This is a genomic window from Streptomyces sp. NPDC002403 (assembly GCF_053593015.1).
In genome coordinates this window covers 120,829-146,440 of record NZ_JBSFBQ010000006.1, presented here as the reverse complement: position 1 = coordinate 146,440, position 25,612 = coordinate 120,829, and the positions used below count along the sequence as shown (strand labels likewise).

The 25,612-nt window shown below is 71.4% G+C and carries 21 protein-coding genes and 1 pseudogene; 10 read left to right on the top strand and 12 right to left on the bottom strand.

What is annotated here, in order from left to right:
- Window positions 1-356: 356 nt before the first annotated feature.
- On the top strand, window positions 357-1,028 hold the full coding sequence (locus ACWCPY_RS10000; RefSeq protein ID WP_451263845.1) for a hypothetical protein: 672 nt from the start codon (window positions 357-359) through the stop codon (window positions 1,026-1,028).
- Between the two features lie 287 nt (window positions 1,029-1,315).
- Here ACWCPY_RS10000 and msrA read toward each other — a convergent pair whose 3' ends face one another.
- Together msrA and ACWCPY_RS09990 are read right to left on the bottom strand one after the other, a co-directional pair.
- Window positions 1,316-1,981, bottom strand: coding sequence for a peptide-methionine (S)-S-oxide reductase MsrA (gene msrA / locus ACWCPY_RS09995; protein ID WP_451263844.1), 666 nt, complete (start codon window positions 1,979-1,981; stop codon window positions 1,316-1,318).
- 81 nt (window positions 1,982-2,062) lie between these two features.
- Entirely contained in the window at window positions 2,063-3,166 is a 1,104-nt protein-coding gene (locus ACWCPY_RS09990) for a hypothetical protein (protein WP_451263843.1), read from the bottom strand.
- Between the two features lie 68 nt (window positions 3,167-3,234).
- Between ACWCPY_RS09990 and ACWCPY_RS09985 the strand changes: the two genes are divergently transcribed.
- The gene (locus ACWCPY_RS09985; protein WP_072484072.1) at window positions 3,235-4,380 is read left to right on the top strand and encodes a cystathionine gamma-synthase; all 1,146 of its coding nucleotides are present in this window, start codon (window positions 3,235-3,237) and stop codon (window positions 4,378-4,380) included.
- Window positions 4,381-4,439: 59 nt separating this feature from the next.
- Here the strand turns inward: ACWCPY_RS09985 and ACWCPY_RS09980 are convergent, their stop codons facing one another.
- The 3 genes and pseudogenes from ACWCPY_RS09980 to ACWCPY_RS09970 all read right to left on the bottom strand — a co-directional run bounded on the left by ACWCPY_RS09980 (window position 4,440) and on the right by ACWCPY_RS09970 (window position 6,038).
- Window positions 4,440-4,631 (bottom strand): DUF1059 domain-containing protein, encoded by a 192-nt coding sequence (locus ACWCPY_RS09980; protein ID WP_451263842.1) that lies wholly within the window; start codon window positions 4,629-4,631, stop codon window positions 4,440-4,442.
- Window positions 4,632-4,960: 329 nt separating this feature from the next.
- Window positions 4,961-5,434, bottom strand: a pseudogene (locus ACWCPY_RS09975) (sigma factor-like helix-turn-helix DNA-binding protein); the annotation flags it as partial.
- 73 nt (window positions 5,435-5,507) lie between these two features.
- The gene (locus ACWCPY_RS09970; RefSeq protein ID WP_451263841.1) at window positions 5,508-6,038 is read right to left on the bottom strand and encodes a MarR family winged helix-turn-helix transcriptional regulator; all 531 of its coding nucleotides are present in this window, start codon (window positions 6,036-6,038) and stop codon (window positions 5,508-5,510) included.
- 178 nt (window positions 6,039-6,216) lie between these two features.
- Here ACWCPY_RS09970 and ilvA point away from each other — a divergent pair, with 178 nt between their 5' ends.
- Window positions 6,217-7,446: a threonine ammonia-lyase gene (gene ilvA / locus ACWCPY_RS09965; RefSeq protein WP_451263840.1), complete on the top strand. Its 1,230-nt coding sequence runs from the start codon at window positions 6,217-6,219 to the stop codon at window positions 7,444-7,446.
- A 103-nt stretch (window positions 7,447-7,549) separates the two neighbouring features.
- Here ilvA and greA read toward each other — a convergent pair whose 3' ends face one another.
- Both greA and ACWCPY_RS09955 read right to left on the bottom strand, forming a co-directional pair.
- Complete coding sequence (greA, locus tag ACWCPY_RS09960) at window positions 7,550-8,047, bottom strand: transcription elongation factor GreA (protein ID WP_124716732.1); 498 nt, start codon at window positions 8,045-8,047, stop codon at window positions 7,550-7,552.
- Window positions 8,048-8,230: 183 nt separating this feature from the next.
- A complete protein-coding gene (locus ACWCPY_RS09955; protein ID WP_451263839.1) occupies window positions 8,231-8,647 on the bottom strand; it encodes a DUF4307 domain-containing protein in 417 nt (138 codons plus the stop codon).
- Window positions 8,648-8,744: 97 nt separating this feature from the next.
- On the opposite strand from ACWCPY_RS09955, the gene mca reads away from it, so the two are divergent.
- Entirely contained in the window at window positions 8,745-9,626 is an 882-nt protein-coding gene (gene mca, locus ACWCPY_RS09950; protein WP_362446853.1) for a mycothiol conjugate amidase Mca, read from the top strand.
- A gap of 1 nt (window position 9,627) precedes the next feature.
- A complete protein-coding gene (locus ACWCPY_RS09945) occupies window positions 9,628-9,864 on the top strand; it encodes a hypothetical protein (protein WP_451263838.1) in 237 nt (78 codons plus the stop codon).
- Between the two features lie 100 nt (window positions 9,865-9,964).
- On the opposite strand, the gene ACWCPY_RS09940 is transcribed toward ACWCPY_RS09945, so the two are convergent.
- On the bottom strand, window positions 9,965-13,207 hold the full coding sequence (locus ACWCPY_RS09940; protein ID WP_451263837.1) for a tetratricopeptide repeat protein: 3,243 nt from the start codon (window positions 13,205-13,207) through the stop codon (window positions 9,965-9,967).
- A 219-nt stretch (window positions 13,208-13,426) separates the two neighbouring features.
- Here ACWCPY_RS09940 and ACWCPY_RS09935 point away from each other — a divergent pair, with 219 nt between their 5' ends.
- Entirely contained in the window at window positions 13,427-14,014 is a 588-nt protein-coding gene (locus ACWCPY_RS09935) for a TetR/AcrR family transcriptional regulator (RefSeq protein ID WP_451263962.1), read from the top strand.
- A 13-nt stretch (window positions 14,015-14,027) separates the two neighbouring features.
- Here the strand turns inward: ACWCPY_RS09935 and ACWCPY_RS09930 are convergent, their stop codons facing one another.
- Window positions 14,028-15,050 (bottom strand): SMP-30/gluconolactonase/LRE family protein, encoded by a 1,023-nt coding sequence (locus tag ACWCPY_RS09930; protein WP_451263836.1) that lies wholly within the window; start codon window positions 15,048-15,050, stop codon window positions 14,028-14,030.
- A 197-nt stretch (window positions 15,051-15,247) separates the two neighbouring features.
- On the opposite strand from ACWCPY_RS09930, the gene ACWCPY_RS09925 reads away from it, so the two are divergent.
- Window positions 15,248-17,053 (top strand): flavin-containing monooxygenase, encoded by a 1,806-nt coding sequence (locus ACWCPY_RS09925; protein WP_451263835.1) that lies wholly within the window; start codon window positions 15,248-15,250, stop codon window positions 17,051-17,053.
- Window positions 17,054-17,315: 262 nt separating this feature from the next.
- On the opposite strand, the gene ACWCPY_RS09920 is transcribed toward ACWCPY_RS09925, so the two are convergent.
- Window positions 17,316-17,882, bottom strand: coding sequence for a Uma2 family endonuclease (locus tag ACWCPY_RS09920; RefSeq protein ID WP_451263834.1), 567 nt, complete (start codon window positions 17,880-17,882; stop codon window positions 17,316-17,318).
- A 230-nt stretch (window positions 17,883-18,112) separates the two neighbouring features.
- Here ACWCPY_RS09920 and ACWCPY_RS09915 point away from each other — a divergent pair, with 230 nt between their 5' ends.
- Window positions 18,113-20,143, top strand: a complete 2,031-nt coding sequence (locus tag ACWCPY_RS09915; protein ID WP_451263833.1) for a thioredoxin domain-containing protein — start codon at window positions 18,113-18,115, stop codon at window positions 20,141-20,143.
- Window positions 20,144-20,149: 6 nt separating this feature from the next.
- Here ACWCPY_RS09915 and ACWCPY_RS09910 read toward each other — a convergent pair whose 3' ends face one another.
- Together ACWCPY_RS09910 and trhA are read right to left on the bottom strand one after the other, a co-directional pair.
- Window positions 20,150-20,782 (bottom strand): TetR/AcrR family transcriptional regulator, encoded by a 633-nt coding sequence (locus ACWCPY_RS09910; protein ID WP_451263832.1) that lies wholly within the window; start codon window positions 20,780-20,782, stop codon window positions 20,150-20,152.
- A gap of 52 nt (window positions 20,783-20,834) precedes the next feature.
- Window positions 20,835-21,533, bottom strand: a complete 699-nt coding sequence (gene trhA / locus ACWCPY_RS09905) for a PAQR family membrane homeostasis protein TrhA (protein WP_451263831.1) — start codon at window positions 21,531-21,533, stop codon at window positions 20,835-20,837.
- 212 nt (window positions 21,534-21,745) lie between these two features.
- Here trhA and ACWCPY_RS09900 point away from each other — a divergent pair, with 212 nt between their 5' ends.
- Together ACWCPY_RS09900 and ACWCPY_RS09895 are read left to right on the top strand one after the other, a co-directional pair.
- Window positions 21,746-23,569, top strand: coding sequence for a phosphoenolpyruvate carboxykinase (GTP) (locus ACWCPY_RS09900; protein ID WP_451263830.1), 1,824 nt, complete (start codon window positions 21,746-21,748; stop codon window positions 23,567-23,569).
- Between the two features lie 296 nt (window positions 23,570-23,865).
- Complete coding sequence (locus ACWCPY_RS09895; RefSeq protein WP_451263829.1) at window positions 23,866-25,608, top strand: Ig-like domain repeat protein; 1,743 nt, start codon at window positions 23,866-23,868, stop codon at window positions 25,606-25,608.
- Window positions 25,609-25,612 lie beyond the last annotated feature (4 nt).

The following is a 25,612-nucleotide window of genomic DNA, read 5'->3' as shown; positions in this document are numbered from 1 at the left end:
GAGACCCCCGTGCCGGCCGGCCTGCTGTGGCATGTGATCCTCGTCTGTCGGTGATCGGACACAGGTTGCCCGCCGCCGGTACCGGCATGCTCGTCCCTGGAGGATTCGTACCCTTGCCTCGCAGAATATCTTCACCGCCCTTCGACCTGGCTGAACTCGTACCGGAGTTCGCAGGCTTCGGCAGGGAGGCGATCTTGTTGTACCCGAGGAGCGGGCAACCCGGAGTCCGGGACAGCTCCATGGGCGGTCCATTGCTCTGGCCTGCTGACGAACCATGGCCGCGCTGCGTCCAGTCCGGGCACTGGGCCTTCGGCTGCGGCGATTCGGGGGAGGAGGCGAGGCCGGGTGCTGTGCCCATGGTGCCGGTGATCCAGCTCTTCGCCCGTGACGTTCCCTGGCTGGAGTTCCCCCAGGGCAAGGACGTGGTGCAGTTGCTCTGGTGCGCTCTTGTCCATGACGAGGATCCAGCTGGGACCGTACTGCCGAAGCTGTACTGGCGCAACGAGACCGAGGCGGCAGCCAGGGGGGTGTTGCACGACGTTCCCGCCCCTCGCGAGGGCGAGTACGAAGTCGACTTCGTGCCCCGCCCCTGCACGGTCTGTCCGACTCCCGCGGTCGAGTACCCGAGTCATGACCTCCCCGACGAACTGCGGGCAGTTCTGCGTCCTCGCCTCGAAGCGCTCCAGGACCGCTTCGGGTTCTGGTACACGGAAGTGGCGAGTGCTCTGCAGAACAAGGTCGGTGGATATCCGGCCTGGACCCAGAGCCCGGACTGGCCGCGCTGCGGCCAGGGGCACCGAATGGAGCACCTGTTCAGCATCACGGGTGAGCCGGCCTACGGGCGCTGGCTTCCGCTGGACGAGCACGAACCCGGGACGACGCAGCCGAAGTGGGATGCTCCGGCGGCCGAGGAGGTCCTTGACACCATTGGGCCGGAACTGGAGATCGGGGACGCAGGGGGCGTCTACATCTTCCTGTGCCGCCAGTGCCCCGGTCTGCCGTATGCGCACCGATCCGACTGTCATTGACCGTCGGATCGGAGCCACAACCGCAGGAGCTGGGGACTCCAGCAGCTGCGGGTCCCACCCGGCACCCGGCGACAAGAAAGGCCGGTCTGCTCGTACCCCGCAGCATCGTCCCTGATACGAGAGGCCACTCCTGCCCAGCGTGTGCAGGTGCTGGGCGATACCCGCCCCGACATGCTGATCAGCCGGAACAGCCTCGCGAGGTTGCAGGCGGCCGGGGAAGAGGCAACCGCTTCACCCGACGCGTCCAAGGGCTCGTGGGGCCACGAAGAAACATACGAGCCCGACGCTCACTCCCCGGCCGGAGCCACCCCGATCGGGCACGAGACCCCCGTGCCGCCGATCCCGCAGTAGCCCGCCGGGTTCTTGTCGAGGTACTGCTGGTGGTATCCCTCCGCGGGCCAGAACGTGCGGCCCTGCGCCGGGAGGATCTCCGTGGTGATCGTGGAGTGGCCGGCGGCCGTGAGGACCTTCTGGTACGCCTCACGGGAGGCTGCCACCGCGGCCTCCTGCTCGGGGGAGTGGGTGTAGATCGCCGAGCGGTACTGGGTGCCCACGTCGTTGCCCTGGCGGAAGCCCTGGGTCGGGTCGTGGGACTCCCAGAAGAGCTTCAGCAGCTCGGCGTACGAGACGGTCTTCGGGTCGAAGACGACGCGGACGGCCTCGGTGTGGCCGGTCAGGCCCGAGCAGACCTCTTCGTACGCGGGGTTCTCGGTGTAGCCGCCCTGGTAGCCGACGAGCGTCGTCCAGACGCCGTCCGTCTGCCAGAACTTGCGCTCGGCGCCCCAGAAACAGCCCAGCGCGAAGTCCGCGACCTCCAGACCTTCCGGGTACGGGCCCAGCAGCGGGTTGCCGAGGACCGTGTGGCGGGAGGGGACGGTGAATTCCGGGGTGGGGCGGCCCTTCAGGGCCTCTTCCGGGGTGGGGAGCTGGGGGGTGCGGCGTTGCAGGAACATGCGGGGGCTCCTCCTGGGATCGGTGTGCAGTGCGTACAACGCGGTGGAGGCGCCACGGATTCCGCCCGGCCCCGCGTCCGGCTAGTGCGGCAGCGTCGCCGGGCTGCCGCCGTTCGCCTCGTAGCCGGCCACCGCCAGCGCCCGGTAGACCGTGTACTCGGCGGCCGGGTCGGCGTCCTGCGTCCACGGCAGCGCGCCCACGTGGCCGTCGATGTGGACGAGCTGGGCCATCGCCTCCGACCAGCGCTCCATCCGGACGAGGAAGAGGACCAGCAGATGACGCACGTGCGCGAGCATCGGGTCGTCCGGCCGGGCGGCGTGCACCGCGAACAGGGCGCCCTCGACCGCCTTGGTCACCACCAGGCCGCGGTAGAAGCCCTGCACCAGATTGACCTCGGGCAGGTGCTCGTACACCGCGAAGAGCGGCAGCGCGGCCAGCAGCGAGCCCTGCGGGGCGCGGGCGGCGGCCGAGGTGGCGAAGCGGTCGGCCTCCTCGCGGGAGCCGTGCCACTTCTCGCACCAGTAGTGCAGCGCCGCGATGTGCGCGCCCATGTGGGCCGGGTCCCGGTCCATCACCTTCGCCCAGAGCCGGTCGAACTCCTCGTGGGAGTAGCCGAGTCCGCGGGAGACCGCGAGTTCGACGATGTACGGGACGGGGTCGCCCGGTGCCAGCAGGGCCGCCTCGCCGCAGACCGTACGGGCCTCCTCCAGGATGATCCGGAAGTCGTCCGTCCCCGCCGTCGACGAACGCCACGCCTGCTGCACCAGGAACTCGGCGTGCACCGCCGCACCGCCCGCGTCCTTCGGCGCCTCGGCCCGCCACTTGCGCAGCCACGCGCCACCGACCCCGGGCTGCTGCGCCAGTTCCAGCGAGGCGGCACCAGCGAAGGCCTGCACCCGCTGCCACCGCACCTCGCCCTCCTTGGGCGTACCGGCCAGCAACTGCGAGGCCGCCCGCCAGTCCTGGGAACGCTGCACGACATCGAGCACATCGAGAAGATCCTGGTCCGGGCCCGGCAGCCGGATGTCCAGCTCCTCCTGGCGCACGAAACCGTAGGCGTCCGGGTCGGCGGCGTCCGGGGAACCCGGCGCGACCTGGCGGATTCCGCCCCGGCGGCGCAGCACGAAGGGGCCGACGACCGCGGCGAGCATGCACAGGGCGATCAGGAACCAGAGAATCTCCATGCACCCATTGTCACCGGACGGCCCGGTAGTCCGGTGGGCGCCCTCGCGACGAACTACGCTCTGGCCCCATGAGCGACCAGCACAGCTTCGAAACCCTCGCGATCCACGCGGGAAACACCGCCGATCCCCTCACCGGCGCCGTTGTCCCGCCCATTTACCAGGTGTCCACGTACAAGCAGGACGGTGTGGGCGGACTGCGCGGCGGCTACGAGTACAGCCGCAGCGCCAACCCGACCCGTACCGCCCTGGAGGAGAACCTCGCGGCCCTGGAGGGCGGCCGCCGCGGACTCGCCTTCGCCTCCGGCCTGGCAGCCGAGGACTGCCTGCTCCGTACGCTGCTGACCCCCGGCGACCACGTGGTCATCCCGAACGACGCCTACGGCGGCACGTTCCGGCTGTTCGCGAAGGTCGTCTCGCGCTGGGGGGTCGAGTTCTCCGTCGCCGACACCTCGGACGTGGCGGCGGTACGGGCGGCGATCACCCCGCGCACCAAGGCGATCTGGGTGGAGACGCCGTCCAACCCGCTGCTCGGCATCACCGACATCGCCGCGATCGCCGGTGTGGCCCGCGCCGCGGGCGCGCGCCTGGTCGTCGACAACACCTTCGCCAGCCCCTACCTCCAGCAGCCCCTCGCCCTGGGCGCCGATGTGGTGGTCCACTCCACCACGAAGTACATGGGCGGACACTCGGACGTCGTCGGCGGCGCGCTGATCGTCAACGACCCCGAACTGGCCGAGGAGTTGGCGTACCACCAGAACGCCATGGGCGCGGTCGCCGGACCGTTCGACGCCTGGCTGGTGCTGCGCGGCATCAAGACCCTGGCGGTCCGCATGGACCGGCACAGCGAGAACGCCACCAAGGTCACCGATCTGCTCACCCGGCACCCCAAGGTGACCCAGGTCCTCTACCCGGGGCTTCCCGAGCACCCCGGCCACGAGATCGCCGCCAAGCAGATGAAGGCGTTCGGCGGCATGGTGTCCTTCCGCGTCGAGGGCGGCGAGGAGGCGGCGGTCCAGGTCTGCAACCGGGCGAAGCTGTTCACCCTCGGTGAGTCGCTGGGCGGCGTCGAGTCGCTCGTGGAGCACCCGGGCCGCATGACGCACGCCTCGGCGGCGGGCTCCCCGCTGGAGGTGCCGGCCGACCTCGTACGCGTCTCCGTCGGCATCGAGAACGCCGACGACCTGCTGGCCGACCTGACGCAGGCGCTCGGCTAGGGGCTTCCGTTTCCGGGCGGGTCCGAAGCCTCGGGCCCGCCCGGACGTGCGCGGCGGGGTCAGGCGCCGACCTTCTCGTCCTCCAGCATCGCCCGGATCTGTTCGCGCAGTTCCGGGCTGTCGGTGTGCTCGTGGACGGAGACCGCGTGCTCCGTCGCTGCCCGGACGACTTCCTCCTCCTCACCGCAGATGGTGAGCGAGCAGTGCGACACGCTCGGGTGCTTGCGGCAGTCGGCGATCTTCCTGGTCATGGCAGCCTCCTCGGCCGGATCCGCGTGCCGCCCATTCCAGGGTAGATCGCACGCGCGCGAGCCCGTGATCACCAGCCCTCCAGCGGCGTCGTCTCGGCGGGAGGCACCTGCCAGGGATGCGCCTGGACCGCCCAGACGGTGAAGGCCACCACCGCGGCGCACGCCACCAGCAGCATCAGCCGGCGGGCGAACAGCCGGCGGCGCAGCATCCTGCCGCCGCGCTCCGCCACCCGCTGCGCCAGATCGGCCGGCACCTGCGGATGCGGACCGTCCAGCATCCGCCGGACCTCGTCCTCCCGGTCGCCACCGCGGCTCATCGCGCCACCCCCAGCGGGCCCGGCGTGCCGCGCCGTGGGCCGGCGGGTGCCGCGCATCGTGGCCACCGAGCGGTTGCAGACCGCCCGCACCCGCTCCACCGGCAGGCCGAGCAGCGCAGCGGTCTGCTCCTCCGCGACCCCCTCGTACAGCCGCAGCACGAGGACGAGGCGTTCCTGCGGCGTCAGGGGGTCCAGCAGACCGCCGCGCGGCCGGTGGTGGCGCCAGACCTCGTGGGCGAACCGGGCGGCGAGCTCGCGCCGGGTGCGGTCGTACGGGTCCTCGCCGCGCAGCCGGTCCCACTGCGCGTACGTGTGCGCCAGGGCGGCCGTGAGCAGCCGCTGGGCACGGGGATTGGCTCCCTTTGGTTGCATGGGCTCGGCGGTGAGTAACGTGGCGGTGTGCAGCAATCGGCCGGCCGCGCCCGCGACGAAGGTCTCGAAATCCTGGGCGCGGCGCCGCTCCCGGCCCGTCTGGCGCTCTCGCACAGTCCACATACGAGCCGCTGCGGGGCTCCCGGTCAAGAGGTATGCCGCAGTCCGCCCGGGGCCGGAGCCCCCGTCAGCCCGCCGGGGGCGCCTGGTGCGAGGTCTGGCGGGCGGCCAGCGAGGTGTTGAACCGGGTGAGCAGCGCGCAGAACGTGTCGCGCTCCTCGGCCGTCCAGCCGTCCGTCACCTGGGTCATGAGCTCGCGCCGGGAGCTGCGGACCTCCTCCAGGCGTGCCTGGCCGCGCGGCGACAGCTGGAGCACGACGGCCCGGCCGTCCTCGGGGTGCGAGGTGCGCTTGACCAGGCCGGTGTCGACGAGCGGCGCGACCTGCCGGGTCACGGTCGAGGAGTCGATCCCCATGCCCGCGGCGAGGGCCTTGACGCCCATCGGACCTTCCCGGTCCAGCCGGTTGAGCAGCAGATAGGCGGCCCGGTCCATGGAATTGCGCACCTGGCCGACCCCGCCGAGGCGGGTCTGCTCGGCACGGCGGGCGAATACCGCGACCTGGTGCTGCAGAGCGTCGAGGACGTGTTCGGAACCCGTGGGTTCGGGGGCGGCGCCCCCGGAAGGAGACGCAGCTGTCGTCATGTCCTGAGGGGGCATGGCCGGGGGCTCTCTTCGTGCGGTGTCGGATGGGTGGGGGACAGAGTACGCGGCCACGGGGCAACGTGTACCAGCGCTGCACAAACCTGTGGACAACGGCCCAGGAGGACACCGGACGCGGCTGCCGGTGCCCCGCCGGACGGCGGGAACCCGCAGGCCGAGCTGCCAGACTTACCGTATGAACTTCCGCGCGACCGCCCACTTCCCCCCACTGATCCTCGACGACATCCGCGGGGCGCAGAAGATGCTCTCCGGTGTGGCCAGGGTGACCGCCATGGAAGGCAGCCGCCACCTGAGCGAGCTCGTGGGCGCGCCGGTCCATTTCAAGTGCGAGAACCTGCAGCGGACCGGCTCGTTCAAACTGCGTGGCGCGTACGTACGGATCGCCGGCCTGTCCCCGGTGGAGCGGGCGGCCGGGGTCGTCGCCGCGAGCGCCGGGAACCATGCGCAGGGTGTCGCACTCGCGTCTGCGTTGCTCGGCGTACGGTCCACGGTCTTCATGCCGGTCGGGGCGCCGCTGCCGAAGGTGGCCGCCACCCGTAGTTACGGGGCGGAGGTCCGGCTGCACGGACATGTCGTCGACGAGACGCTGGCCGCCGCGCAGGAGTACGCCCAGGAGACCGGTGCGGTCTTCATCCATCCCTTCGACCACCCGGACATCATCGCCGGACAGGGCACCGTGGGCCTGGAGATCCTCGAACAGTGCCCCGAGGTGCGCACCATCGTCGTGGGGATCGGCGGCGGCGGCCTCGCGGCGGGCATCGCGGTGGCGGTCAAGGCGGTCCGGCCCGATGTGCGGATCGTCGGGGTGCAGGCGGCGGGCGCGGCCTGCTACCCGCCCTCGCTGGCCGTGGGCCATCCGGTGTCGATCGGCTCGCTGAACACGATGGCGGACGGGATCAAGGTGGGGCGCCCCGGCGATGTGCCGTTCGAGCTGGTCAGGGAGCTGGTCGACGAGGTCCGTACGGTCTCCGAGGACGAGCTGTCCAGTGCGCTGCTGCTCTGTCTGGAACGGGCGAAGCTGGTGGTGGAGCCGGCCGGGGCGAGCCCGGTCGCGGCCCTGCTGAGCGACCCGGAGTCGTTCCGCGGTCCGGTGGTCGCGCTGCTCTCGGGCGGCAATGTGGACCCGCTGCTGATGCAGCGCATCCTGACCCACGGCATGGTGGCGGCCGGCCGCTACCTGAGCCTGCGGCTGCGTCTGACCGACCGTCCCGGCGCGCTGGCCACGCTGCTGGGTGTGCTCTCGGTGGTCGACGCCAATGTGCTCGACATCGGTCATGTGCGGACCGATCCCCGGCTCGGGCTGACCGAGGTCGAGGTGGAGCTCCAGCTGGAGACGAAGGGACCGGAGCACTGCACGGAGGTCTCGGCGGCGCTGCGCGACGCGGGCTATCTGGTGATGAGCTGACCCGTACCGGCGCCGCGCCGGACCCGGGGGCACCCGAGGACCGCCGCACACGCGGGGAGCCTCCGGCCCGAAGGCCGGAGGCTCCCGCGTCGCCGGTGCGTGATCAGCCTGTGTACGGCTTGGCCGCGAGGATCTTCACGGTGGCCGTCCTGCCGTTCGGCAGCTCGTACTCGGCGTCGTCGCCCATCCGCTTGCCGTTCACGCCGGTGCCGAGCGGCGACTGCGGGGAGTACGTCTCGATGTCCGAGCTCGCGTACTCACGGGAGGCGAGCAGGAAGGTCATCGTGTCGTCCGGGTCGCCGTCGAAGGCGATCGTCACGACCATGCCGGGCTCGACCACGCCGTCGTCGGCAGGTGCCTCGCCGACCTTCGCGTGCTCCAGGAGCTGGGTCAGCTGGCGCACCCGGAGCTCCATCTTGCCCTGCTCCTCCTTGGCCGCGTGGTACCCGCCGTTCTCGCGCAGGTCGCCCTCCTCACGGGCCGCCGCGATCTTTACGGCGATCTCCGTGCGCGCGGGACCAGACAGGTACTCCAGCTCGGCCTTGAGCTGGTTGTACGCCTCCTGCGTGAGCCAGGTGACGTTTTCGCTGGTCTGGGTCACAGGGTGCTCCTCGTCGGTACTGGGAATACAAAGCATCGCCCTACCCGTAAGCATGTGCCACCACGGGTGGGCGAAACCACGAGCCTAACAATTCCCCAGGAAAAGGGGGAGAAGGTAAATCACCGGGACCGCGTATGCGCAGGTCAGGCCGGGGAACGGTGGGTCACGGCCGGCGTGCGCCGGTCAATGCGACGCCCCGTCGTCGACGGTGCAGCCCAGCAGCTCGACGCTGGTGGCCCTGGACGTCGTACGCAGCGTCAGGATCCGGTCGATCCGGTCGGTGCGCTCGTCGAAGCGGAAGTCCTTGCGGGCCACGTCGCTGCCGTCCTCGTGCTGCGCGCGCAGGGTGCAGTAGCCCTTGGCGTCCTTGTCCTTGCGGACCTCGAGATGGATGTCGACCCGCTCGTCCGAGACGACCTGGCGCTTGATCACCTCGGCGCTGATGCCCTGACCGGCGACGTAGTCGTAGCCGATCCAGCCGACCACACCGAGGAGCACGACGCCCAGCACCGAGCCGACGATCTTGAGCTGGCGGTCCGCGCGCCGGTCCGCGGAGCGGCCGTAGCGGTTCTCCGGAGGCGCTTCGCGCACCGCGGTCATGATCGTTCCTCCCGTGCCGGGGATCGAGGAATTTTCCACCCCCCGGTTCGGTCACTATAGAAGCCTGCCCACATGCCGAATCACTGAGGATCGAGTCTTGACCGAGCAGCTGCGACTGATGGCCGTCCACGCCCACCCCGACGACGAGTCGAGCAAGGGCGCGGCCACCATGGCCAAGTATGTGTCCGAGGGGGTGGACGTGCTGGTGGTGACCTGCACGGGAGGCGAGCGCGGCTCCATCCTCAACCCGAAACTCCAGGGTGACGCGTACATCGAGGAGAACATCCACGAGGTGCGCAGGAAGGAGATGGACGAGGCGCGGGAGATCCTGGGCGTCGACCAGGAGTGGCTCGGCTTCGTCGACTCGGGTCTGCCCGAGGGCGACCCGCTGCCCCCGCTGCCCGAGGGCTGCTTCGCGCTGGAGGACGAGGAGAAGGCCGCGGGCCGTCTCGTCCGCAGCATCCGCGCCTTCCGGCCGCAGGTCGTCACCACGTACGACGAGAACGGCGGGTACCCGCACCCCGACCACATCATGACCCACAAGATCACGATGATCGCCTTCGACGGCGCGGCGGACACCGAGACGTTCCCCGAGTCGGAGTTCGGCCCGGCCTGGCAGCCGCAGAAGCTCTACTACAACCAGGGCTTCAACCGGCCGCGCACGGTGGCGCTGCACGAGGCGCTGCTGGCCCGCGGTCTGGAGTCGCCGTACGGCGAGTGGCTCAAGCGCTGGAAGGAGTTCGAGCGCGACGAGCGCACGCTGACCACGCACGTTCCGTGCGCGGACTTCTTCGAGATCCGCGACAAGGCGCTGATCGCGCACGCCACGCAGATCGACCCGGACGGCGGCTGGTTCCGCGTGCCGATGGACATCCAGAAGGAGGTCTGGCCGACCGAGGAGTACGAGCTGGCGAAGTCTCTCGTCGATACCTCCCTCCCCGAGAGCGACCTCTTCGCGGGCATCCGCGACAATGCCTGATATGTACGCGACCCAGGCACTGACCGACCTCGTTCCGCTTGCCGAAGAGCTCGACAAGAACAAGGTGACCCCCGGCGTTCTCGGCTTCATCGTCTTCGCGGCGCTCGCCGCAGGCGTGTGGCTGCTGATGAAGTCCATGAACCGGCACATGGGCAAGGTCGACTTCGAGGAGGCCCCGGACCCGGACGCGGTGGTGGCCGAAGCCACCGCCGGGGCGGGCTCCGCGAAGCGGAAGTAGCAGCAGGGACAGAAGGGGGGCGGGGCGGTCCCGGAGCGTTCCGGGGCCGCCCCGCCGTCCGGCGCCGGCCCGGCCGGTCCGCGGCCGTCCGGCGCCGCCCTCAGCCGCCGGACGGGGTGTACCCGGCCGGGACCGGTACGCCCATGACCTCCCGGGCATGGCGTGTCGGCGTCATGCCCAGACGCCATGCCTGCCAGCCGTCCTCCAGGTCCACGCCGCGGTTCAGCACCACCGTGAACGCCTCCGCGCAGTCCTCCAGCTTGCGGTCGCGCGCCGGGTGCCCGGCCCCCAGCAGCTCGGCCAGCTCCTGCTGCGCCACCGCCGTACCCACCTCACTGCCGCCCGGCGACGCGTAGGGCAGCAGCGTGCAGCGCAGGAAGCGGGCCCAGTCCGAGCCCCGCGCGTCGCCGTACGAGTCGAACAGCTCCACCGCCTCGCCGCACAGCTCCAGCGCCTGCGGGGCCCGGTTGTTTCCCGCGTCGATCAGGGCCAGCTCCAGGCACGTCCACGCCTCACCGTGGGCGACCCCGATGCGCCGGAAGTCGGCGCGGGCGTCCACCAGGAGCTGGCGGGCGAAGCCGGAGTTGCGCAGGTTCCCGGTCTGGGCCGCCCGCTGGTCACGGGTGACCCGGCCCGAGTGATGACGTGCGCAGGCCAGCCCGTACACGTCCCGCATCCGGGAGAACATCGTGCGGGCCCGCTCCAGCTGCCGGACCGCCCGGTCGGTGTCGCCGCTCTCCTCCAGGGCCTGGCCCAGGTAGAACAGCGTCCACGCCTCGCCGCGCGCGTCCTCGTTGTCCCGGTGGCGGGCCAGCGCCCGGTCCAGCTGCTCCACCGCCGGGGCCGGGTCGCCGTCCAGGAGCCGGGCGCGGGCCAGCTGGGTCAGCGCCCACGCCTCGCCCCGCTCGTCACGGGTGCTGCCGTACAGCTCCAGGGCCCGGCGCAGCGCGTCCTCGGCCCGCTCCACCTCGCCCATCCGCAGCAGGGTCTGCCCGAGCTGGAACCGGGTCCACGCCTCGCCGTGCAGCGACTCGCCCTCCCGGTGCAGGGCCAGCGCGGTGTCCAGCAGGGTCAGCGCCTCGGCGATCCGGGCCCGGTCGCGCTCGACGGCCGCCAGCGCGTGCATCGACCAGGCCCGGTCCTCCGCCTGCTCCTCGGAGGACTGCAGCTCGATCGCCTCGCGCAGCCGCGCCGACGCCTCGGTCAGATTGCCCTGGTGGTGCAGGGTGATGCCGAGCGAACAGAGCGCCAGCGCCGTACCCGCCTCGTTCTGCGCCTCGCGGTACAGGCCGACGACCGACGACAGCGTGGTCCGGGCCTTGTCCAGCTCACCGAGCTGACGGGCCGCGATGCCGGTACGCCACTGCACGGACCGCTCCAGCAGCCCCTGGTCCACCGCCTGCGTCAACTCGCTGATCTCGCCCAGCCGGTAGAGGTCGCCGCGCAGCAGGCAGTAGTCGCACAGCGCGCCCAGCAGGTCCAGCACGGCGCCCTGGTCGACGCCCTCGGCGTGCCGCAGCGCGGACGTGATGAAGCTCGACTCGTCGTCCAGCCAGCGCAGCGCCGAGTCCAGCGAACCGAAGCCGTGCGAGCCGAACTGTCCGGCCCGGGTGGACATCTTGCCGTCCACCATGCGGATCACCGCACCGGCCAGGTCCGCGTAGTTCCGGATCAGCCGCTCCTGCGCGGCGGTACGGTCCGCCGCCTCCTCCTCGTCCCGCAGCCGGGCCAGGGCGAAGCCCCGTACGAGGTCGTGCAGCCGGTAGCGCGAGCCCCGTACATGGGTCAGCAGCCCGGCCCCGGCCAGGTCCTTCAGCAGCCGCCCGGCCTCCTGCTCGTCGGCGGAGAGCAGCGCCGCCGCCGCGGCGGCGCCGAGGCTCGCCCGCCCGGCCAGCGCGAGCCGGCGCAGCAGCCGCCGCGCCTGCTCGGACTGGTCGGTGTAGCGCAGCCACAGTGCCCGCTCCACCGGGGCGACCTGCCCGTACTCCGCGAGGCCCGCGGCCAGCGCGCCGCGGGTGCGTGCCCCGAGCGAGGAGCCCGCGATCCGCAGCGCGAGCGGCAGCCCGCCGCACAGCTCGGCGACGGTGTCCGTGGCCCGGGCGTCGTACGGCTCCTCCTCCGCGGCCTGTGCCGCCTCGCGCAGCAGCTCCTCCGCACCGGCCGCGTCCAGCGCCCCGACCGGCAGCCGGTGGACCCGGGCCGGGATGTCGGCCGGCAGCTCCAGGGGCTCGCGGGCGGTGACCAGGACGAGGCTGTCGGAACGCTCGGGAACCAGGGTGCGGACCTGCTCCGCGTCGCCCGCGTCGTCCAGCACGATCGTCACCGGGGTGCCGGTCAGATGCTGGTGGTACAGCTCGCTCAGTCGCCGCACCTGCTGCTCGGCGGAGGCCCCTTCCCGGAACAGCAGCTGCTCACGGGGCGCGCCCAGCCGGTTCAGCAGGTGCAGCAGCGCGTCCCTTGTCGGCAGCGGCGCCTCACCGGCCACATCGCCGCGCAGATCCACCACACAGGCGCCGCGGAACAGGTCCTTCAGACTGTGCGCGGCCCGCACCGCGAGCGAGGTGCGCCCGGAGCCGGGTGTGCCGTGCAGGACGACCACGGTCGGTTTGGTCTCCGTCGACGCGCGGGCCTCCCGCACCCAGCGGGCGATCTGTTCCAGCTCGGCCCGCCGCCCCGCGAACGGCCCGTCGGAGGCGGGCAGATGACCGAACGACTGCTCCAGCAGCGAACGCGTACGGGCCGCCGCGCTGCGGTCCGTACGGCGCGGCGGGACGGCGGTCCGCGACTGCGCCGGGACCTTCTTCGCCGGGGTGCGGGACGAGGCGGTGAGCATCCGCTGCTGGTCGATGAAGGGGCGGATGCCCCGTACCTCCAGCGCCGCCAGCCACTGGAGCCGCAGCTGTTCCGTACCGCCGGGCTGCCCCAGCGCGCCGGCCCGCCGGTGGGCGGCGGGCCAGTGGGACGCGGTGACCTTGGCGACGGTGGCGGTGGCCCCCGCGACCGCGACGACGGCGCCCGCGCCGAGCGCCGGCCCGGCCGCCGTACCGAAGGCGACATCCGCGCCGATGGCGGCGACCGCGGCAACTCCCGTCACCAGCAGGGGCGTTCCCATCGCCGCCCGGCTGAACCGCTGCGACAGCGGCTGCGCCCCGGCCCCGGCCGCATCCAGCGCCCGGATGTACGCGGCGTACTCGTCGTCCGCGGCGGCCGCCAGCGAATCCAGCGCGGCCCGCCCGCGCGCCGTCAGCGTGGCCGCGTCGGCCCGGCCGCCCGAGCGCCGCACCTCTTCCTCCACGGCCCGTACCAACAGCCCTTCGGCTTCGGCCCGATGGCTGTCCCGCATATGTGTCCCCCTCCGGGTACGACGGATACGACGGTTGCGACTGCCCGTACGGCAGACGGTGGTTCGACGTCACGGCCCAGTCTCCTGTCTGCGGCCCGTCAGCGCGAGACGTCGCACCCGTGGCGTGGGGGAGGGGCGGACCGGCAGGGATCGCGCCCCTTCCTCCCGGGTGCGGAACAGGGGAAGCCGTATCCGCCCGGCCGGTACGCTTCCGGGGTGATGGAGCACACCGGGCAGGACGGGCGGCGGCCCGCGAACGACGGGCCGAAGGCTGCCGCCCGTAACCGGGCCGCTCTGGTCACCGCCGCCCGGGAGATCTTCGCGGAGCACGGTCTGGAGGCGCCGCTGTCCGCGATCGCGCGCAGGGCCGGGGTCGGACAGGGCGTTCTCTACCGGCACTTCCCGGACCGGACCGCCGCGGTGGCCGCTGTTCTGGAGGAGAACGTGCGGCAGATCGAGCAGGCGGCCGAGGCCGAGGACGCGACCTTCGCCGGCGTTCTCGGCGTGCTGACCTGGCATCTGACCGAGTCGGCGGCTTTCATCGGCCTTCTGCACGCCGACCGGGCGGCCGGTCGCTCCGACATCCGCGCCCATGCCCTGGGCCTGTCCGAACGAGTGGAGCGCGCCCTGCGGAGGCGGCTGCCCGGCGGTCATCGGCTGAGTGCCGTGAACGACCTCACGCTCTCGGTCGCCATGGTCTCCGCCGCCGTGACCGGCCCCACCCGCAAGGAGCGGGAACTCCGGGCGCTGGCCGCCTGGCGGCTGCTCGGCGTCGAGGTGGGGCCGGTCCGGGTCTTCGGCGGTTGAGCGGAGGCCGGCGTCAGCCGCCGTTGGACTGCCGGATGCCTTCCGCGAGCGCGTCGAAGGCGTACAGGAATCCTCCGGCGGGGCCACTGACGGTCATGTACGCCTTGGTTCCGCCGGGTGTGATGGCCACGTTCGTCGCCGACTCCAGACCTTCGGTCCGTGCGGGAAGCTCGACCGTCGCCAGCCGCTCACCGTGCCGGTCGTACACGGCCATGGCCGCCCGGCCGTGCAGCCCCTGGTAGAGGTTGCCGTCCGCGTCCACGGCGATCGAGTCGGTCTGCGCGATTCCGCCGTCCACGCGGATGGCGGTGTGCCGGGACGTCACCTCGCCCTCGTCGTCGAGGCGCAGGTAGGAGATCCGGTTCTCGGTGAGCTCGCTGAACCACAGCCCGCGGTAGTCCGCGTCGAACGAGATCCCGTTCGGCGCGGCCAGATCCTTGGCCAGAACAGTGGCGTTCCTGCCGTCGCGGCCGATCCGCACCACACGCCCGTGCGCCTCGCCCTCGGACAGGCCGTGTGAATCGCTGATGTACAGATCGCCGTTCCGGTCGAAGGCGATGTCGTCGGGGTTCATCCGCGCTCCGTCGACCTCGCCGGTGAAGAAGGTCCGCGGATCGCCCCCGTCGGGGGCCAGGCTCACGACCTCGCCGTGGGCGAAGTCGCTGAGGTAGAGCCGTCCGTCGTACGGGCTGAACTGTGCCGAGGTGTAGGCCCCACGGCCGTCGGTGTGGACGGCACGGGAGGTCTTCCTCCTGACATCGACGCGCATGACCTTGGGCTTGCCCTCGGGCGCGGTGACGTCGACGACGAACAGACCGCCGTCCTCGCCGAATGTCGGACCCTCCAGCAAGGTCATCCCGGTCCCGGTGTGCACCTGGGTCAGCTGCATGACCTTCTGCGCGCGGATGGTCCTGCCCGTGGCGACGGACGCCGCCTCCTCCCTCCCGGGATCGCCGCTCTGCGTACCGCATCCGGAAAGGACCAGCGTGCCGATCGTTGCGAGCACGGCGAAGGACCGGGGCGAAGGTCGCTGCATGGGGGGGATCACTCTTCCTGTCCGCTGCGGGGGTTCTGTGGGCCGGGGACACGCGGCGCGCCGGAGGTGCGAACGCCACCTGGCCGAATGTCGCGGTACCTCCGGGCTCCAACCGGACAGTGTTGTCCGGTAGTTGTTACCGTAGCGGACCGCCGCCTGCCAGAGGGCGGTTCCAACACCCAGGACCGAGGCCCCACATGACGACACCTCAACATCCGGATCCCCATGGGCTCACCGAGCTGAGACAGCGCTACCGCTTCGAACGCGAGCGGCGTGTCCGCCCCGACGGTGCCGCCCAGTACCGCGACGCCGACGCCGAGTTCGGCTACTACGCCGCCGACCCGTACACAACGGGGCCGGACGAGCGCGAGCCCCTTCACGACACCGTCGATGTCGCTGTGATCGGCGGCGGATTCGGCGGCATCCTCGCCGGCGCACACCTGCGGCAGCAGGGCGTGCGGCGCGTCCGGGTCGTCGAGAGGGGCGGGGACTTCGGGGGAACCTGGTACTGGAACCGGTACCCGGGTGTCCACTGCGACATCGAGTCCCACGTGTACCTGCCGATGCTCGACGAGACCGGCTACGTACCGGAGTGGAAGTACGCCCCCGGCGACGAGATCCGCCGCCACGCGGTGCGGATCGCGCGCAGGCACGACCTCTACGCGGACGCGCTCTTCTCCACCGCGGTCACTGCTCTGACCTGGGACGAGGCTTCCGAGAGGTGGATCGTGGCCACGGATCGCGGTGACACCTTCCGGGCCACGTACGTCGTCAACGCCACCGGCACCCTCACCGACCCGAAGCTTCCCGGGATCCCCGGGATCGAGGACTTCAAGGGCCACACGTTCCACACCTCGCGGTGGGACTACGCCTACACCGGTGGCACCCCGGAGGGTGGGATGACCGGCCTTGCGGACAAGCGGGTGGGCATCGTCGGCACCGGAGCCACCGGCATCCAGGTCATTCCGATGCTGGCCGAGGACGCCGCGCACCTCTACGTCTTCCAGCGCACCCCCTCCACCGTGGACGTACGGGCCAACCGCCGCACCACCACCCAGGACGTCGGCGCCGACCGCGAGGGCTGGGCCCGGGAGCGACGCGAGAACTACCTCCGCATAGTCTCCGGCGAGCCCGCCGAACAGGATCTCGTGGCGGATCAGTGGACCGCTTCGGCGGGCCTGCTGGAGAAGCTCCTGCCGAGCTTCCGGCGCCAGGGCGACCGAAGGACGTTCGAAGCGGCTTACGAGGCCGCCGACGCCGCCAAGATGAACGAGCTCCGCGCCCGCGTCGAACAGACCGTCACCGACCCGGAGACGGCGCGCAAGCTCAAGCCCTGGTACCGCTACGCCTGCAAACGCCCCACCTTCTCCGACCTGTACTACCCGGCGTTCAACCGCGACGACGTAACCCTGGTCGACACCGCCGACACTCACGGCATCGAGCGCATCACCGAACACGGCGTCGTGGTCGGCACCACCACGTACGAACTCGACTGCCTGGTCTTCGCCACCGGATTCAACGTCGGGACCTCCGGAATCCACTCGGGCAAGCTGCCCGTCCTGGGCCGCGGCGGCGTCCGGCTCCTGGACAGATGGGCACAGCGGGGCCCGCGCACGCTCCACGGCTTCACCAGCAACGGCTTCCCGAACCTGATCCAGATGGGCTCCCTCCAGAACGCCAGCAGCGTCAACTTCACCCACATCCTGGACGAGCAGGCAATCCACGCCGCCGCCCTCGTCGCAGCCGCCGAGGCCAAGGGCGCCGTCATCGAACCGTCCCCCGGGACCGAGGACGCCTGGACCGCCGTCCTGGCCGAGGGCGCCCCCGACCACGAGTGGTTCCACGCCGAGTGCACCCCCGGCTACTACAACCGTGAAGGAAGAGGACGGCCCAACGGCCCGACCGCCTACCCGCACGGAGCCGTCGCCTTCCACGAACTCCTGGAACAGTGGCGCGACAAGTCCATGGGCGAAGTCCTCCGGGCCAGGAACGCGCCTTTCTAGGGTCTTTCGTCTGGGATCGGGCCGGATCGGGGAGCGGGAGCCGGTGCGTGCGATCGCAAGGCGGAGGAGGGAGTCGGGGCGGAGCCCTGGCGAGTGACGACAACGCGGCGAGTGTGCGTGCCGGGCCCCGCGAGCCCGGCATGATCCGAACGAGAGGCCCCAGGTGTGTTGTCCCGGGACGTTGGTGACAATCGATCGGTCCGCGAACTACGACGCGGGTGCCAACGGTCAGACGTCGGTAGCGGGGCGACTTCTCCGTTCCTTACATGGCCCCAAGGCCGACCGTGATGGAGAAAGGTGTGGTGGCCTTCACTGTGCCGGTGAACATCTCGCCATCCCTGTAGACCTCGGTGGCGGGGTCGAGGACGTAGGTGTAGACGATCGGGACCCCGGTGGCGGCCTGTTCGACCCGCCAGTAGAAGGGGATGCCGGCCTTGGCGTACTGGTCCACCTTCACGATCCGGTCCGTGGTCTCCGAACCGGGCGCTACGACCTCGACGACCAGGAGTACATGCTCGGGGCGGGTAGGCGTGAGGTCGATGGTCTCCGCCCGGTAGACGATGACGTCCGGGCGGCGGTTGGTGAGCGGAACGTCCTGCAGGCGGACGTCGAAGTCCGTGTCTGCGTTCCAGTCCGGGCCCGCGGCTGCGTCCAGGGCATTGGCCAGGATCCGGGCCGGCCGGTTGTGCCGCTTCGAGGCGCTCGGGCTCACGACGACCATCCCGTCCACGATCTCGATGCCGGCGCACTGCTCCTCGGACCAGGAGTCGTACTGTTCCGCGCTGATCTGCGTATGCATCCACGCGGGCGCCACCATCTCAGCGGGCATGGTGTACCTCCTTCGAGGAGCCTCGGCAGGTCCAGCGCTGCTGCGCCCAGCCTCCTGTTCCGAGGTGTCGGACCGCCCCGACTCGGACGAACGCCGGGAAAGGGTCGACGCCGACCCCGAGGGGGAGGAGTCGCCCACCACGTGATGGCTCACCAGTGCAATTCGGCCAAGCGAGGCGGGCTCGTGAGGGTTTCGCCGGTCGTGCCAGGCGCTGTGAGAGGCTGGTCCGTATGAACCGGTTGGCTGGTGTGACCTCGCCGTATCTGCTTCAGCATGCTGACAATCCGGTCGACTGGTGGCCGTGGGGACCCGAAGCCTTCGAGGAAGCAGAACGGCGCGATGTCCCGGTGTTCCTGAGCGTCGGCTACAGCGCCTGTCACTGGTGCCACGTCATGGCGCACGAGTCCTTCGAGGACGACGAGGCCGCCGCGTACCTGAACGAGCACTTCGTCTCCGTCAAGGTGGACCGTGAGGAGCGGCCCGACGTCGACGCCGTCTACATGGAGGCGGTGCAGGCGGCCACCGGACAGGGCGGCTGGCCCATGTCCGTGTTCATGACGCCGGACGGCGAGCCGTTCTACTTCGGCACCTACTTCCCGCCCGAGGCCCGCCACGGCATGCCGTCCTTCCGTCAGGTGCTCGAAGGCGTGCACAACGCCTGGACGAGCCGGCGGGACGAGGTGGGAGAGATCGCGGGGAAGATCACCCGGGACCTCGCCGAGCGGCAGCTGAGCACGGCGGGGTCCGGGACGCCCACCGAGGAGACCCAGGCACAGGCCCTCCTCCGGCTGACCCGGGACATCGATCCCGTGACCGGCTGGTTCAAGGGAGACACCAAGTTCCCGCCGTCGATGGTGATCGAGTTCCTGTTGCGCCACCACGCGCGGGCCGGTTCCGTGGCCGCGCTGGAGATGGCGGAGGGACTGTGCGGCGCGATGGCTCGTTCGAGCCTGTACGACCAGGTGGGAGGCGGGTTCCACCGGTACGTGCTCACGCCGGGTACCGGTGGACCGCTGGTGCCCCACTTCGAGAAGATGCTTTACGACAACGCGCTGCTCTGCCGGGTGTACGCGCACCTGTGGCGGGCCACCGGCTCGGAGCAGGCCCGCCGGGTCGCGCTGGAGACCGCCGACTTCATGGTGCGTGAACTGCGCACCGCCGAGGGCGGTTTCGCCTCCGCGCTCGACGCGGACAGCGAGGACGGGGCCGGGCGGCATGTCGAGGGCGCGTACTACGTGTGGACGCCCGAGCAGCTGCGGGAGGTACTCGGCGAGCAGGACGCCGACTTCGCCGCGGAGCACTTCGGGGTGACGCCGGAGGGAACGTTCGAGGAGGGCGCCTCGGTCCTGCGGCTGCCCCGGGCGGACGACGGGGCGGACGCGGACCGGGTCGCCCGGGTGCGGGCCGCGCTGTCGGCCGCCCGTGAGCTGCGCCCGCGCCCCGGCCGGGACGACAAGGTGGTCGCCGCCTGGAACGGTCTGGCGGTCGCCGCGCTCGCCGAGACGGGGGCGTACTTCGACCGCCCCGACCTCGTCGAGCGCGCCACCGAGGCGGCGGACCTGCTGGTACGGGTGCACATGGGCGACACCGCCCGGCTGGACCGTACGTCCAGGGACGGGCGGGCCGGCGGGCACGCCGGGGTGCTGGAGGACTACGGCGACGTGGCCGAGGGCTTCCTCGCCCTGGCCTCGGTCACCGGCGAGGGCGTCTGGCTGGAGTTCGCCGGCTTCCTGCTCGACATCGTGCTCCTGCACTTCACCGGCGAGGGCGGCCAGCTCTACGACACGGCGGACGACGCCGAGCAGCTCATCCGCCGCCCGCAGGACCCCACCGACAACGCGACCCCGGCGGGCTGGACGGCGGCGGCCGGGGCGCTGCTCTCGTACGCCGCGCACACCGGCTCCGAGGCCCACCGCACCGCCGCGGAGGGTGCGCTGGGTGTGGTGAAGGCGCTCGGGCCGCGGGCGCCGCGCTTCACCGGCTGGGGCCTCGCCGTCGCGGAGGCACTGCTCGACGGGCCTCGCGAGGTCGCGGTCGCCGGGCCGGTCGGCGGCGGGCTGCACCGTACGGCGCTGCTGGGCACGGCGCCGGGTGCGGTGGTGGCGGCGGGGGAGACGGGCGGGGCCGAGTTCCCGCTGCTGGCGGACCGGCCGACGGTGGACGGGGCGCCGACGGCGTATGTGTGCAGGCACTTCGTGTGCGACGCGCCGACCACGGACGCGGAGGAGCTGGCGCGTGCCCTCGGGGGCGGCGGGGCCTGACGCGGGTCAGAGCGCCGGGCCGCCCTCCAGGGTGTCCAGCGCCTCGTCGATCATCGCGACGAGGTCGCCCTTCTGACCGTGCTCGCCCCAGTACAGCGTCGCCTCGCGCAGTGCGCCCAGCACCGCCGCGACGAAGACCCGGACCGCCAGGTCGTCGGGGGCGCGACCGCTGCGGGCGGCGAGCACGCCGGCCAGCTCCTTCGCCGTGCCCGCCATGCTCTCCGCCATCCGGACCCGGATCGCGGGGACCTCCACCATCAGCCGGGTGCGCTGCCGCAGTTCCTGTTCCCCGGTGGCCAGGAAGGCGGCGAGCGTGCCGGTCAGCACCTGCCGGACCGACTCCAGCGGCGGTTCACCGGCCGGGCGGGCGCGCAGGGCGGCGGCCAGGGCCCGGTCGTACTCGTCGGTGAGGACGATGTCCTCCTTGGCCGGGAAGTACCGGAAGACGGTGCTGGGCGACACCTCGGCCGCCTCGGCGATCTGCTCGACCGTCGTCGCCTCGTACCCCTGCTCGGCGATCAGCCGGTAGGTGGCCCGGCGGATCGCGATCCGGGTCCTGAGCTTCTTCCGCTCGCGCAGTCCCAGCTGCGGCGGCGTTCCCGGAACGGAAACGGAAGGGGTACGGGAGGTGGCGGCCATGGTCGTCATTGTCGGGCATCGGCGGGCCGCCGGCACCGGTCGGGAAGCGGGCTCAGTGGTGGTTGTAGGCCACCAGCGAGATGCCGACGTAGTGCACCACGAAGGCCGCCAGGGTCAGCGAGTGGAACACCTCGTGGAAGCCGAACCACCGCGGCGAGGGGTTGGGGCGCTTGATGCCGTAGATGACACCGCCGGCGCTGTAGAGCAGCCCGCCGACCACGACCAGCACCAGCACGGCGATCCCGCCGGTGTGCAGGAAGTCCGGCAGGAAGAAGACCGCGGCCCAGCCCATCGCTATGTAGCACGGTGTGTAGAGCCAGCGCGGGGCGCCGACCCAGAACACCCGGAAGGCGATCCCCGCGGTGGCGGCCGCCCAGACCGCCCACAGCAGCGGGGTCCCGGTGGACTCGGGGAGCAGCAGCAGGGTCAGCGGGGTGTAGGTGCCCGCGATGATCAGGAAGATGTTGGCGTGGTCGAGCCGGCGGAGCACCGCCTCGCCGCGCGGGCCCCAGGTGCCCCGGTGGTAGAGCGCGCTCACACCGAACAGCAGGCAGGCGGTCAGGGTGTAGATCCCGCAGGCGATCCGGCCTCGGGCGCTGTCCGTGAAGGCGATCAGCGCCACCCCCGCGACGATCACTGCGGGGAACATTCCGGCGTGCAGCCAGCCGCGCATCCGCGGCTTCGCCGGGACGGTGTCGGACTCGGCTGGTTCCAGCCCGGCGGACTCGGGCGCGGCGGCGGCAGCAGTCATTCCCGCATCGTACCTACGCGACCGTAGGTAACCGATACGAGTGGCAATGCTCACGTGTGCACCCCCCTGGACATATGGGCGAAACGGTCGGATGATCAAATGAGTGCGGTCGGCACCGGATGAGCGCCAACGAGATTCGAAGGGGTCGAAGCATCCGGGTCGCAGCCCCCACGGGGCAACTACCAAACAGACACCCTCAACAAGGAGCGATCGTGGCGCGCGACATCGCGGCTCCCCTCACTGTTCCCACCGATCACCAGGAGCTCGTTTCCTGGGTGAACGAGATCGCAGCGATCACAGAGCCGGACCAGGTGGTCTGGTGCGACGGTTCCGAGGCCGAGTACGAGCGCCTGTGCGGGGAGCTCGTGGCCAAGGGCACGTTCACGAAGCTGGACGAGACCAAGCGCCCGAATTCGTACTACGCCGCGTCCGACCCGAGCGATGTCGCCCGCGTCGAGGACCGCACGTTCATCTGCTCCGAGAAGGAGGAGGACGCCGGCCCGACGAACCACTGGAAGGCCCCCGCCGAGATGCGGGAGATCTTTACGGGCGAGAACGGTGTCTTCCGCGGTTCGATGCGCGGTCGCACCATGTACGTCGTCCCGTTCTGCATGGGCCCCGTCGGCTCGCCGCTCTCCGCGATCGGAGTCGAGATCACCGACTCCGCGTACGTCGCCGTCTCGATGCGCACCATGACCCGCATGGGACAGGCCGTCCTGGACGAGCTCGGCACCGACGGCTTCTTCGTCAAGGCCGTCCACACGCTGGGCGCGCCCCTGGAGGAGGGTCAGGAGGACGTTCCGTGGCCGTGCAACTCCACCAAGTACATCTCGCACTTCCCCGAGGACCGCGAGATCTGGTCCTACGGCTCCGGCTACGGCGGCAACGCCCTGCTCGGCAAGAAGTGCTACGCGCTGCGCATCGCCTCCGTCATGGCGCGTGACGAGGGCTGGCTCGCCGAGCACATGCTGATCCTCAAGCTCACCCCGCCGCAGGGCGAGGCGAAGTACGTCGCGGCCGCGTTCCCGAGCGCCTGCGGCAAGACCAACCTCGCCATGCTGGAGCCGACGATCCCCGGCTGGACCGTGGAGACCATCGGCGACGACATCGCCTGGATGCGCTTCGGCGAGGACGGCCAGCTGTACGCGATCAACCCCGAGGCGGGCTTCTTCGGCGTCGCGCCCGGCACCGGCGAGCACACCAACGCCAACGCCATGAAGACCATGTGGGGCAACTCCGTCTTCACCAACGTCGCGCTCACCGACGACGGCGACGTGTGGTGGGAGGGCATGACGGAGACCGCTCCGGCCCACCTCACCGACTGGAAGGGCAACGACTGGACGCCCGCGTCCGACACCCCGGCCGCCCACCCCAACGCCCGCTTCACCGTCCCGGCCGGCCAGTGCCCGATCATCGCGCCCGAGTGGGAGGACCCGAAGGGCGTGCCGATCTCGGCCATCCTCTTCGGCGGCCGCCGCGCCTCGGCCGTCCCGCTGGTCACCGAGTCCTTCACCTGGCAGCACGGCGTCTTCCTCGGGGCCAACGTGGCCTCCGAGAAGACCGCCGCCGCCGAGGGCAAGGTCGGCGAGCTGCGCCGCGACCCGTTCGCCATGCTGCCGTTCTGCGGCTACAACATGGGCGACTACATGAACCACTGGATCCTTGTCGGCGCCGACAAGGACCAGGCCAAGCTCCCGAAGATCTACTACGTGAACTGGTTCCGCAAGAACGACGCGGGCAAGTTCGTCTGGCCCGGCTTCGGCGAGAACAGCCGCGTCCTGAAGTGGATCGTCGAGCGCCTCGAAGGCAAGGCCGAGGGCGTCGAGTCCCCGATCGGCATCCTGCCGGCCAAGGGCTCCCTCGACACCGACGGCCTGGACCTCTCCGAGTCCGACCTGGACTTCCTGCTCGACGTCGACAAGGAGGTCTGGCGCGAGGAGGCGGCGCTGGTCCCCGAACACCTCAACACCTTCGGCGACCACACGCCGAAGGAGCTGTGGGACGAGTACCGCGCGCTGGTCGAGCGCCTGGGCTGAGGCCCCCGGGCGCACCCCGCGCGGGTGCGCCCCGCACGCCCCGCGGCCGGGCTCTCGGACATCCGCCCTGACCTGTGGGGTCAACAGCCCGCCGCGGTACGGCCCCCGGAATCCCCTCACGGTTCCGGGGGCCTCCCCATGTTCCGCTCCCCGCCCTGCCCTTTTCCTGCCGGTTTCATGAAGAACGGCCCGGCATCACCCTTCTCTTGCGCACGGCACCTTCACAAGATTCGATGTTCCTCCACATGTCTCCGGCTCGGTCGGCCGGGGACCAACCGAGCCTGTGGGGGACTCAGTTGAGAAGGAATCAGCACCGCATACGTATCGCGGCGGCTCTCGCCGCGCTGACGCTCGGCACCGCCGGGCTCACCGCCCTCGCTCCGTCCGCCGCCCTCGCGGCCGACGGCCCGGTGCCCGGTGACACCGTGGCCAAGCTGCCGATCTCGTCGTACTCGGCGATGGTCGTCGACTCGGCGCACGAGCGGGTCTACCTCACCGACGACCGCCGGAACCAGTACGCGAACCAGGTCCATGTCTACAACTTCCAGGGCCAGAAGGTGGGTTCGCTGCCCACCGCCTCCGCGCCGTCCGGGATGGCCCTGAGCGCGGACAGCGGCACGCTCTACGTCTCGCAGTCCTCGGGCATCCTCGCCTTCGACACCGCGACCCAGCAACGCACCGGTGTCACGTACACCGCGTACGACGTGCCCTGCCCGCGCGACGTCGCCTTCGCGGGCGGCAAGGAGTGGCACACCGAGACGCCCTACCTCACCACCGAATGCGACAACCGCCAGACCTGGCTGTACGGCGCGGCGGGCAGCCAGAGCACCAACACCGGATGGAACGCGGCGGGCCGGCTGCGGCTCACGAGCGGGCCCGAGGTCCCGGACCGCATCGTGATGGCGCAGAGCCGCAGCACCGGCGAGGCCGACCCCTTCCTCACCACGCTCGACGCGAGCGGCGACACGCTCGTGCGCGGCCCGGAGCGCCGGTTCGCGGATGCCGACGGCCGAGGCGCCCTCGACATGAAGGACGTGGCCCAGTCCCCCGACGGCCGGCGGATCGCCGTCGCCGACGCCGCGTACGGCACCCGGCTCCTGGACGCCGCCGATCTGTCCGACGCGCCGGCCGGGTACCAGCCACTGCCCGAGGGGGCGAAGGCGTCAGCCGTCGCCTTCAGCGGCGACGGCACCTACATCGCGCGGGGCGCCGCCGCGAGCGGGAGCACACCGGACCTGCTCGTGCAGCCCGCCGACCCGGCGGCCGGTACGGCCCCGCTGGAGTTCGCCTTCGACGGCGCGCTCGACGGGGACCGGATCGCGCCGCGCGGACTCGGCTGGTCGAAGGACGGCTCGCGACTGTTCGCCGTCACCACCAACACCTCCGGCAGCGAGTTCTGGCTGCATGTCGTCCAGCCCCCGGCCGCCCAGTACGACTCCCGTTTCACCGGCGCGCTCTCCACCACCCCGGGCCGGCCCGTCGTCGGTGAGCCGGTCGGGATCAGGGGCCGGCTGGAGCTCGACGGGCCCGCGCCCGCCGAACCGGTCAGGGTGACGGCGGTACGGCACGACGCGAACGGCGACCGCAGGCTCGCCCCCGTCGAGGTCGACGCCGACGGATCGTTCACCGTCCTCGACGTCCCGTCGCTGGTCGGCGACGCCGCCTACACCGTCTCGTTCACCGGTGACATCACCCACCGCCCGGCCGAGGACACCGTGCTCACCGTCACGGTCGACAAGGCCCCGACCACCCTCGCCCTCACCGCCCCGGCGGAGGCGACGAAGAGCGCCGGGCTGACGATCACCGGCACCCTCACCGGCCGGGGGCGGGCGCTGCCCGCCGGGATCACGGTGTCCGTGGTGCGCACCGACCGGAAGGGCACCGGCACCCTGACCTCGGCCGCCGTCGCCGCCGACGGCACGTTCACCATCGACGACCTGCCCCGGGCCACCGGCCAGGTGACGTACCAGGTCGGCTACGCCGGTGACGCCCTGCACAGCGCATCGACGGCGTCGGCGACGGTACGGGTGCGCAGCTGACGGG

Bases quoted from the DNA above. Each gene is read 5' to 3' on its own strand.
- ACWCPY_RS09970 (WP_451263841.1), bottom strand. From the start codon at position 6,038: ATGCCCCCTCAGGACATGACGACAGCTGCGTCTCCTTCCGGGGGCGCC.
- ACWCPY_RS09920 (WP_451263834.1), bottom strand. From the start codon at position 17,882: ATGCCCGCTGAGATGGTGGCGCCCGCGTGGATGCATACGCAGATCAGC.
- trhA (WP_451263831.1), bottom strand. From the start codon at position 21,533: ATGACTGCTGCCGCCGCCGCGCCCGAGTCCGCCGGGCTGGAACCAGCC.
- ACWCPY_RS09985 (WP_072484072.1), top strand. From the start codon at position 3,235: ATGAGCGACCAGCACAGCTTCGAAACCCTCGCGATCCACGCGGGAAAC.
- ACWCPY_RS09980 (WP_451263842.1), bottom strand. From the start codon at position 4,631: ATGACCAGGAAGATCGCCGACTGCCGCAAGCACCCGAGCGTGTCGCAC.
- msrA (WP_451263844.1), bottom strand. From the start codon at position 1,981: ATGTTCCTGCAACGCCGCACCCCCCAGCTCCCCACCCCGGAAGAGGCC.
- ACWCPY_RS09910 (WP_451263832.1), bottom strand. From the start codon at position 20,782: ATGGCCGCCACCTCCCGTACCCCTTCCGTTTCCGTTCCGGGAACGCCG.
- ACWCPY_RS09940 (WP_451263837.1), bottom strand. From the start codon at position 13,207: ATGCGGGACAGCCATCGGGCCGAAGCCGAAGGGCTGTTGGTACGGGCC.
- ACWCPY_RS09945 (WP_451263838.1), top strand. From the start codon at position 9,628: ATGTACGCGACCCAGGCACTGACCGACCTCGTTCCGCTTGCCGAAGAG.
- ACWCPY_RS09990 (WP_451263843.1), bottom strand. From the start codon at position 3,166: ATGGAGATTCTCTGGTTCCTGATCGCCCTGTGCATGCTCGCCGCGGTC.
- ACWCPY_RS09935 (WP_451263962.1), top strand. From the start codon at position 13,427: ATGGAGCACACCGGGCAGGACGGGCGGCGGCCCGCGAACGACGGGCCG.
- ACWCPY_RS09955 (WP_451263839.1), bottom strand. From the start codon at position 8,647: ATGACCGCGGTGCGCGAAGCGCCTCCGGAGAACCGCTACGGCCGCTCC.
- ilvA (WP_451263840.1), top strand. From the start codon at position 6,217: ATGAACTTCCGCGCGACCGCCCACTTCCCCCCACTGATCCTCGACGAC.
- ACWCPY_RS09925 (WP_451263835.1), top strand. From the start codon at position 15,248: ATGACGACACCTCAACATCCGGATCCCCATGGGCTCACCGAGCTGAGA.
- ACWCPY_RS09930 (WP_451263836.1), bottom strand. From the start codon at position 15,050: ATGCAGCGACCTTCGCCCCGGTCCTTCGCCGTGCTCGCAACGATCGGC.
- ACWCPY_RS09915 (WP_451263833.1), top strand. From the start codon at position 18,113: ATGAACCGGTTGGCTGGTGTGACCTCGCCGTATCTGCTTCAGCATGCT.
- ACWCPY_RS10000 (WP_451263845.1), top strand. From the start codon at position 357: ATGGTGCCGGTGATCCAGCTCTTCGCCCGTGACGTTCCCTGGCTGGAG.